At 57.3% G+C, this 8,459-nt stretch carries 8 protein-coding genes and 1 pseudogene; all 9 read left to right on the top strand.

Annotated features, from left to right (window positions below; all coding sequences use genetic code 11):
* A partial coding sequence (locus LGN17_RS36355; RefSeq protein WP_226201552.1) for a type VI secretion system Vgr family protein occupies positions 1–1,133 on the top strand: 1,133 nt, incomplete at its 5' end.
* A complete protein-coding gene (locus tag LGN17_RS36350; RefSeq protein ID WP_226201551.1) occupies positions 1,130–2,320 on the top strand; it encodes a hypothetical protein in 1,191 nt (396 codons plus the stop codon). The genes LGN17_RS36355 and LGN17_RS36350, both read left to right, overlap by 4 nt.
* Before the next feature lie 28 nt (positions 2,321–2,348).
* Positions 2,349–3,209 (top strand): hypothetical protein, encoded by an 861-nt coding sequence (locus tag LGN17_RS36345; RefSeq protein WP_226201550.1) that lies wholly within the window; start codon positions 2,349–2,351, stop codon positions 3,207–3,209.
* Between the two features lie 2 nt (positions 3,210–3,211).
* Positions 3,212–4,192, top strand: coding sequence for a hypothetical protein (locus LGN17_RS36340; RefSeq protein ID WP_226201549.1), 981 nt, complete (start codon positions 3,212–3,214; stop codon positions 4,190–4,192).
* Positions 4,193–4,194: 2 nt separating this feature from the next.
* Complete coding sequence (locus tag LGN17_RS36335; protein WP_226201548.1) at positions 4,195–5,178, top strand: hypothetical protein; 984 nt, start codon at positions 4,195–4,197, stop codon at positions 5,176–5,178.
* Between the two features lie 2 nt (positions 5,179–5,180).
* Complete coding sequence (locus LGN17_RS36330; protein ID WP_226201547.1) at positions 5,181–6,335, top strand: hypothetical protein; 1,155 nt, start codon at positions 5,181–5,183, stop codon at positions 6,333–6,335.
* Between the two features lie 2 nt (positions 6,336–6,337).
* Positions 6,338–7,513 (top strand): hypothetical protein, encoded by a 1,176-nt coding sequence (locus tag LGN17_RS36325; RefSeq protein ID WP_226201546.1) that lies wholly within the window; start codon positions 6,338–6,340, stop codon positions 7,511–7,513.
* A complete protein-coding gene (locus LGN17_RS36320; RefSeq protein ID WP_226201545.1) occupies positions 7,497–8,147 on the top strand; it encodes a hypothetical protein in 651 nt (216 codons plus the stop codon). The genes LGN17_RS36325 and LGN17_RS36320 overlap by 17 nt, the downstream gene beginning before the upstream one ends.
* A pseudogene (locus LGN17_RS36315) lies at positions 8,141–8,459 on the top strand (type VI secretion system tip protein VgrG); the annotation flags it as partial. The gene LGN17_RS36320 and the pseudogene LGN17_RS36315, both read left to right, overlap by 7 nt.

Below are 8,459 nucleotides of genomic sequence, written 5' to 3'. Positions count from 1 at the left end.
AGGGGCAGATCCAGACGCAGATCGCGAGCGACGCGGGTAGCTCGCTGCTGGCGCTGGGGAATATCCGTCGGATCGTGAAGAAGACGGGGCGGGCGGATGCGCGCGGCAAGGGCTTCGACCTGCGCACGGACGACTGGGGCGTGGTGCGCGCGCTGCGGGGGCTGTTCGTATCGACGGACGGCCAGGCGAACGGCGCGGGCCAGGCGAAGGAAGCGAAGGCGGCGGTGGGGCGGCTGACGCGGGCGCGGGAGCTGCAGGAGAGCCTGTCGGGGCTGGCGCAGCAGCACGAGGCGCAGCAGCGGGACGGTGACCAGAGCGAGGTGGCGAAGGCGATCAAGGCGCGCAACGACGCGATCCGGGGTGATACGCCGGCGGGCGAGAACGACTTCCCTGAGCTGAAGGAGCCGGATCTGGTGCTAGCGAGCGCGGCGGGCGTGAGCGTGGCGGCCGAGCGCAACTTGCACGTGGCGAGCAACGAGGACGTGGCGGTGACGAGCGGGCGGCATGTGGGGTTCGCGGTGGGGCATTCGCTGTTCGCGAGCGTGTCGAACGCGTTCTCGCTGTTCGTGCACAAGGCGGGGATGAAGTTGATAGCGGCCGCGGGCAAGGTGCACATCGAGGCGCAGACCGACGGCATCGACGTGAAGGCGAAGCAGAAGATCAAGATCGAGAGCACCACCGACAGTATCCATCTCTATGCGGCGAAAGAAATTCTGCTGCATGCAGGCAGTACGCAGATGCGGATCAGTGATCAGGGCTACACGGTGCATACCGCCGGCGAGCACACGGTTCACGCGGGCAGCCACCAGACGGTGGAGCCGCAGGCCAAACCCGTGAAGATGCCGCTGACGGATATCAAGGACGCAAAGGTTGCGGAGCATTTTGTTCTCGTCGAGGGTGGCTCGGGTTGGGTGATGCCGAACCTGCGGTATCGAATCACGCTGAGCGACGGCCAGGTCGTCGAAGGTATAAGTAGTGCGACCGGCGAGACATCGCTCGTGATGGGCGAGAGCATGCAGATCGCGACGGTCGAGTTGATGCGCAAAGATGGATCGATCATATCGACCCATAGGACTGCTGTGACCCGAGATGCGAAGGCGACATTTGATTCTTCGAGGAGCGATCGAGCATGAGCAAGACCAAACTTGGCAAGCACTCGACCGCCAAAAACAACGCAAGGCAACCGACCAGCGAGAACAAGGCCGCCCTGTATCCGATTTGCAGTCCGGATAGATGGGGCCTGCGGTTTTCCGATGCGGATTCCGATCCGATGCGCAAGGGCGCGCTAGTCTACCCGGTGGCGCGTGACTACGCAAAGCTCATGGAACCTTTGCTGACCGGAGTGCAGTGGGGCAGCGCATATTACGGACCTGTCGGCAGTACGCCGAAGCTCAAGTTGCAGTGGCCGCTGAATGTCGGCGCGAAAAGGGATCTGGGTGATCTTTTCAAGCCTGTCATGCTGGCTGCGTTGACTGCCCGGTCGCCGGATGGTGGTGGTATTCCGGCTGCAGCCGTTCCGCAGGAGATTACACTGACCGATTCTCAGGACTCCAGTGATGAAGACGGTCATTTCAATGCACAGGATTGGAGCTTGGTTCTCGTATTGAGCAAACTCAAAAGACTATTTGACGTCACGTCTGATTCAACCGACGCGGGAACCCGGTATGAAGCACTCAAAACACTGAAGGCATTCGCTGACACGATTTATCACGAGGCACGGCATTGCCAGCAGTCGTTCTGGATTTACGCGTTTGTTCAGCAGCATCCCGACAACTTTCCGGGCACTCAGGTTGACAAGTGGCCCGGTGCCAGTACTGCACTGCACAAGAAGGCAATGGCGATTGCATCGCAGGCCGCGGTAACGCCTATTCCTGACGACTCGCCGATGATCGCGGGCATCAAGCGTATGGCCGTCGCCCAGTACCTGTACTCACTCAGTGTATGGCGTAGTACGAAGGACTATCACCCGCTATATCTGCCGGATGATGCTTCCCTGCTGAAGGAATACGAAACGGTCCGCGCGCTCGCGGTCGACTGGCTAAAAAACGTAGGTCACGGAGGAACTCCAATTGATGTCGATGGCATGGTGGCAGAACCAAACCGTTGCTCGGTGGCTTATCGAGCGAGGCCGTGGGAAAACGACGCGTTCTTCTGTGGCGACATGGCAAGCGCCTATTGGGACGAGCTCGCTGGGTATGGCTTTCAAATCCATGCTGTTGACCAGTGCAGCAATGCTTATGACCTTGCCTATACCCACCCTGAGCCGGGCAGAAACCCAGACGGTACAACAAAGCTCGGTACCAGCGGGGAGGGTCAGTGAGATGGGTGAGTCGCGAACGAAGAAGCAGATGGATGCCTCTCAGCAGGAGCAGTTGTTGCGAATTTTCGGAATTGGCCTGCGATGGGCTACGGGAGAAATTTCCTTCGACGAGGTGACGCGAAGTCTCGGGGCGCCATCAAGGTTTTACGCAGACGCACCGAACGCAGGTGCTGACATGAGCGAGTATTCCTATTTTCTGGATGGGATGACGGTAGATTTTATCTACGACGAGTCTAGAGTCATCGATGGGAAGCCTGCAGTGAATGAGTTGCGGATCGACGTGGACGAACACGTCCAAACGAATATACCGAAGGAGAGCTACGAAGCGCGGCTTCCACTGCATCGGCTTGTGGTAGGGGAGTCGATCGACGGCGTGCGTACGGAAACGTCTCCGTACTTTCTACCGGCCGGGATCGTCGCCGCAGATAACCCGAATCGAGCTCGGTTCGGCTATCGGAAATTGTTGCCACCTGACTCGCCTTATGACGTCTACGTCGGTGTCGATTACCTCGGCAAATTCGAGAATGACGGCCCCGAGTTCCTCAGCCTCAAAAATTCGGTGAACCTGCGTGCTATTCAGATCTATCGAGTGTATCTGACGCCCAAGGAGTTGCAGCAGCGGGAGCAGGCAAAGCGCCAGAAATATGGCGAGATGAACCTGCGCACGGGAATGCCTTGCCCGGAGACGGGTATGTGGCAGGGCTTCGCGGAGAACTGCACGCCAGACGTAGCGGTCGTGTGGCAAGGCCAGAAATTCCCGAGCGTGCGCACGTTGACCCATCTGGAAGAGCGGGAGCAGCGCAGATCCACGACCTGGGTCGATGGGCGGTGGATGTGGTTGAGGGAATTCGACGACAGCAACCCGCACGTGGGCAACAAGGGAATTTGATCATGCTGACACTGACGCAGGCGCGTATTGGGACAACCCTGATCGCGCTCGCGTGCGCAACCCTGGCACATGCACAGGTGACTACCTCGCTGCATTCAACTCCGTTAGTGCAAGGAGCTGACGTGCAGACAAAGCTGGATGAGCAGCGCGCGTTCGTACTTCGACGATTGACGACCGCAATGATGATTCTGCGTGACGATAAACCGTTTTATCGGTCGGATGTCGTCTTTGGGAGAAACTATGATACTGAGCCGCACCCCACAGCGGAAGGGGCGCGGTATCGTTATGCGACCGGCTCTACTCTCCCCACGACGAGGATTGACGTCGACACGGTGGATGATCCCGAAGATTACAGTGCCAATCGAAAAAAGGTAAAGATCGTACCAATAGGTGTTTCGGTTGATATTGGCCCGATGCTGCCCGGGATTTCACACACGGAAATCGAGAATTTATTGCAGCTTGATAACTACTGGATTGGTGCGGGTGATGAGCGGATCACCGGAAATGAATTGATCCGATTCCGAGACAATCCGAATTTGCAAGTGTTTCGTTATCGGACGAAAAGCGTTCCAGGCAGTCGCTTTCCTGTCGACGTCGAGGTGTTTTACGCAAATCCCGTGGATGGGTCGTCTCCTCCAAAGCTCGCTGAAGTCCGGATGATGCGCGCATATAAAGTCCTTACCCCGGAAGAGCGTGCGCAGCGTCGCCGTGAACAACAGCAAGCGAAGCGCCAAAAGTACGGCGAGATGAATCTATGCACAGGCATGCTCTGCCCGGAGACCGGCATGTGGCAAGGCTTTTCCGAGAGCAATGCCGCGGATGTCACGGTGGTATGGAAGGGCCAGAAATTCCCGAGCGTGCGCACGTTGACCCATCAGGAAGAGCGGGATCAGCGCAGATCCACGAACTGGGTCGATGGGCAGTGGATGTGGTTGAGGGAATTCGACGACAGCAACCCGCACGTGGGCGACAAGGGAATTTGATCATGCTGACACTGACGCAGGCGCGTATTGGGACAACCCTGATCGCGCTCGCGTGCGCAACCCTGGCACATGCACAGGTGACTACCTTGCCGCATTCAACTCCGTTAGTGCAAGGAGCTGACGTGCAGACAAAGCTGGATGAGCAGCGCGCGTTCGTACTTCGACTATTGACGACCGCAATGATGATTCTGCGCGACGATAAACCGTTTGATCGGTCGGATGTCGTCTTTGGGAAAATTTACGATACTGAGCCGCATTCCGAAGCGGAAGGGGCGCACTATCGTTACGCGACTGGTTCGACTCTTCCCACGACGAGGATTGACGTCGACACGGTGGATGACCCCGAAGATTACAGTGCCAATCGAAAAAAGGTAAAGATCGTACCGACAGGCGTTTCGATTGATATTGGCCCGATGCTGCCCGGGGTTCCGCACACGGAAATAGAGAATTTACTGCACCTTGACAACTACTGGATAGATGCAGACAACAAACGGGTGTTTGGAAACGAAATACCCGGTCGCTATCCCGACACGCCAAATTTGCAGGTGTTTCGTTATCGGACAAAGAGCGTTCCGGGTAGTCGGTTTCCCGTCGACGTCGAACTGTTTTACGCAAATCCCGTGGATGGGTCGTCTCCTCCGAAGCTGGCTGAAGTCCGGATGGTGCGCGCATATAAAGTCCTTTCCCCGGACGAACGTGTGCAGCGGCGACGTGAACAACAACAAGCGAAGCGCCAAAAGTACGGCGAGATGAACCTGTGCACCGGCATGCTTTGCCCGGAGACCGGAATCTGGCAGGGCTTTTCGGAGAACAGTGCCGCAGATATCACGGTGGTATGGAAGGGGCAAAAATTCCCGAGCGTGCGTACGTTGACCCAGCAGGAAGAGCGGGATCGGCGCAGATCCACGAACTGGGTCGATGGGCAGTGGATGTGGTTGAGGGAATTTGACGACAGTAAGCCGCACGTGGGCGACAAGGGAATTTGATCATGCTGACACTCACGCAGGCGCGCACGCTGTCGATTTCGGGCGCGGTGTTATCCGCCTATTTTTCCGAGGGAGGCCGTGGGAAAACGACGTGTTCTTCTGCGGCGACATGGCGAGCGCCTATTGGGACGAGCTCGCTGGGTATGGCTTTCAAATCCATGCTGTTGACCAGTGCAGCAATGCTTATGACCTTGCCTATACCCACCCTGAGCCGGGCAGAAACCCAGACGGTACAACAAAGCTCGGTACCAGCGGGGAGGGTCAGTGAGATGGGTGAGTCGCGAACGAAGAAGCAGATGGATGCCTCTCAGCAGGAGCAGTTGTTGCGAATTTTCGGAATTGGCCTGCGATGGGCTACGGGAGAAATTTCCTTCGATGAGGTGACGCGCAGTCTCGGGGCGCCCTCTCGCTATGATGCAAATGCATGGGATGCGGGTGCTAACAAGAGCGAATATTCCTATTTTCTGGATGGGATGACGATAGATTTTATCTACGACAAAGCGCGACTCGTTGACGGAAAGCCAGCAGTGAATGAGTTTCGGATCGACGTGGACGAACACTTCCAAACGAATATACCGAAGGAGAGCTACGAAGCGCGGCTTCCACTGCATCGGCTTGTGGTGGGGGAGTCGATCGACGGCGTGCGTACGGAAACGTCTCCCTACTTTCTCCCGTCCGGTATCGTCGCCGCAGATAACCCGAATCGCGCACGGTTCAGCTATCGACAGGTTCTTTCGCCTGACTCCCCTTTCGACGTCTACGTTGGTGTCGATTACCTCGGCAAATTCGAGAATGACGGCCCCGAGTTCCTCAGCCTCAAAAATTCGGTGAACCTGCGTGCTATCCAGATCTATCGAGTGTATCTGACGCCCAAGGAGTTGCAGCAGCGGGAGCAGGCGAAGCGCCAGAAGTACGGCGAGATGAACTTGCGCACGGGCATGCCTTGCCCAGAGACGGGGGTCTGGCAGGGCTTCGCGGAGAACTGCACGCCGGACGTATCGGTCGTGTGGAAGGGCAGGAAATTTCCAAGCGTGCGCACGTTGACCCATCAGGAGGAGCGCGATCAGCGCAGATCCACGAACTGGGTCGAGGGGCAGTGGATGTGGTTGAGGGAATTTGACGACAGCAATCCGCACGTGGGCGACAAGGGAATTTGATCATGCTGACACTGACGCAGGCGCGCACGCTGTCGATTTCGGGCGTGGTGTTACCCGCCTATTTTTCCGAGCGGCGCCGCGGGAAAACGACGCGTACTTCTGCGGCGACATGGCGAGCGCCTATTGGGATGAAATTGCTGGGTACGGCTTTCAAATCCATGCTGCTGACCAGTGCAGCAATGCTTATGACTTTGCCTATGCCCACCTTGAGCCGGGCAGAAACCCAGACGGTACAACAAAGGTCGGTCCCAGCGGGGAGGGTCAGTGAGATGGGTGAGTCGCCAGCCAAGAAGCAGATGGACGCCTCTCAGCAGGAGCAGTTGCTGCGAATTTTCGGTATTGGTCTGCAATGGGCCACTGGAGAAATTTCCTTCGATGAGGTGACGCGAAGTCTGGGGGCACCCTCTCGCTATGACGCAACTGCATGGGATGCGGGTGCTGACAAGAGCGAATATTCCTATTTTCTGGATGGGATGACGGTAGATTTTATCTACGACAAAGCGCGGCTCGTTGACGGAAAGCCCGCAGTGAATGAGTTGCGGATCGACGTGGATGAGCATGTCCAGACGAACATCCCGAAAGAGGTCTTTGAGACTCGCTTTTCGCTGCATCGGCGTGTGGTGGGTGAGTCGATCGATGGCGTACGTACGGAGACTTCCCCGTATTTTCTTCCGTCCGGTATCGTCGCCGCAGATAATCCGAATCGGGCTCGGTTCGGCTACCGGCAACTGCTGCCACCTGACTCGCCATATGACGTCCACGTCGGGATGGACTACCTCGGAAAATTCGAGAATGACGGCCCCGAGTTCCGCAGCCTCAAAAATTCGGTGAACCTGCGTGCTATCCAGATCAACCGAGTGTATCTGACGCCAAAGGAGTTGCAGCAGCGAGAACAGGCCAAGCGGCAGAAGTATGGCGAGATGGGCCTGCGTACTGGCATGCCTTGTCCCGAGACAGGGGTTTGGCAAGGCTTCGCAGAAAGTTGCACTCCCGACGTGACGGTCGTATGGAAGGGGCGGAAATTCCCGAGCGTACGTACTTTGACCCATCTAGAAGAGCGGGAGCAGCGCAGGCCAACCAGCTGGGTGGATGGACGCTGGATGTGGTTGAGGGAAATCGACTCGACCAGCCTGTCGGGTTATAGCGATCAGACATTTCGACATGTGGACGCATCTTGACTTTGCGAGGCACCGCCGCTTCGGTTATGGGCTAACCGGGCGTGTGGGCGTCGCGGCGTGCGTGATTTTTATGCTGACGGCGTGTCAACGCATCACGATGCAAGTTACTCGTCCAATCGAAAATGTACCTTCACCTCCCATTGTGATGGACGGCGGGTTTTGTAACGGAAATATGGAAAGCGTACGGCTGTTCTTCCGCACCGGGTCAGTGATGCCAGTCGACGGTTGGAAGGAGCGGATGCGTGGATTTATTGAGAATGCGCGATGTGGTCCGTTGCGTGAGACCGATACGATTCTCGTGGGTTTCGACAATCAAAACGGAGAAATAGATAGCTCCGTCCTGATGCGGAATTTGAACGCAGGGCGAGGCAGGCTGATTTCTGAATATTTGCGTTCTTTGGGAGTTGATCGATTTCGGGTTGATCTGGATGCTAGGCCGGGATTTTACGAAATCGATCGCGTAGGTAACGGAAATTCTCTGACTGGAGCATACGTTGAGTTGCTTATCTATCGGTGTACTTCTCAGGGAAGTGGAAAGCGCCATTTTGCTCCGCGTGCGAACGACGGTATGACTCAAGAGAAAGCGAAAACCGGCCGAGTTGATGCGGCCGACAGGGAGATTGCAACATGTTGACACTCACGCAAGCTCGCACGCTGTCGATTTCCGGCGCGGCGCTGCCCACTTATTCGACCGGCGGGCTGCCGGTGTTCGCGCCGGTGCGGCTGCAGGGCAGCGAGGCGATCGGTCGCCTCGAGTCCTGCCGTTATCTCGTCACGCTGCGCACCGACGACGCGTTCGCGTTCTCGCCGAGCGTGACTGCCAACCTCGACCTGGACAAGCTCGTCGGCACCGAGGTGACAGTGTCGATCCAGCTCGAAGGCAAGGGCCAGTTTGTCCCCGGCCTCGCCGGCAACGCCGGACTCGGCAACATCGGCGCGGGCACGC

Source organism: Burkholderia sp. AU30280 (genome assembly GCF_020420125.1).
Lineage (GTDB): Bacteria > Pseudomonadota > Gammaproteobacteria > Burkholderiales > Burkholderiaceae > Burkholderia.
The sequence above is the reverse complement of the archived record's forward strand: the minus strand, read 5'-3'. Positions and strand labels throughout refer to the sequence as shown.

Coding starts and splice junctions, on each gene's coding strand:
- LGN17_RS36350 (WP_226201551.1), top strand. CDS start 1,130: ATGAGCAAGACCAAACTTGGCAAGCACTCGACCGCCAAAAACAACGCA.
- LGN17_RS36345 (WP_226201550.1), top strand. CDS start 2,349: ATGGATGCCTCTCAGCAGGAGCAGTTGTTGCGAATTTTCGGAATTGGC.
- LGN17_RS36340 (WP_226201549.1), top strand. CDS start 3,212: ATGCTGACACTGACGCAGGCGCGTATTGGGACAACCCTGATCGCGCTC.
- LGN17_RS36335 (WP_226201548.1), top strand. CDS start 4,195: ATGCTGACACTGACGCAGGCGCGTATTGGGACAACCCTGATCGCGCTC.
- LGN17_RS36330 (WP_226201547.1), top strand. CDS start 5,181: ATGCTGACACTCACGCAGGCGCGCACGCTGTCGATTTCGGGCGCGGTG.
- LGN17_RS36325 (WP_226201546.1), top strand. CDS start 6,338: ATGCTGACACTGACGCAGGCGCGCACGCTGTCGATTTCGGGCGTGGTG.
- LGN17_RS36320 (WP_226201545.1), top strand. CDS start 7,497: ATGTGGACGCATCTTGACTTTGCGAGGCACCGCCGCTTCGGTTATGGG.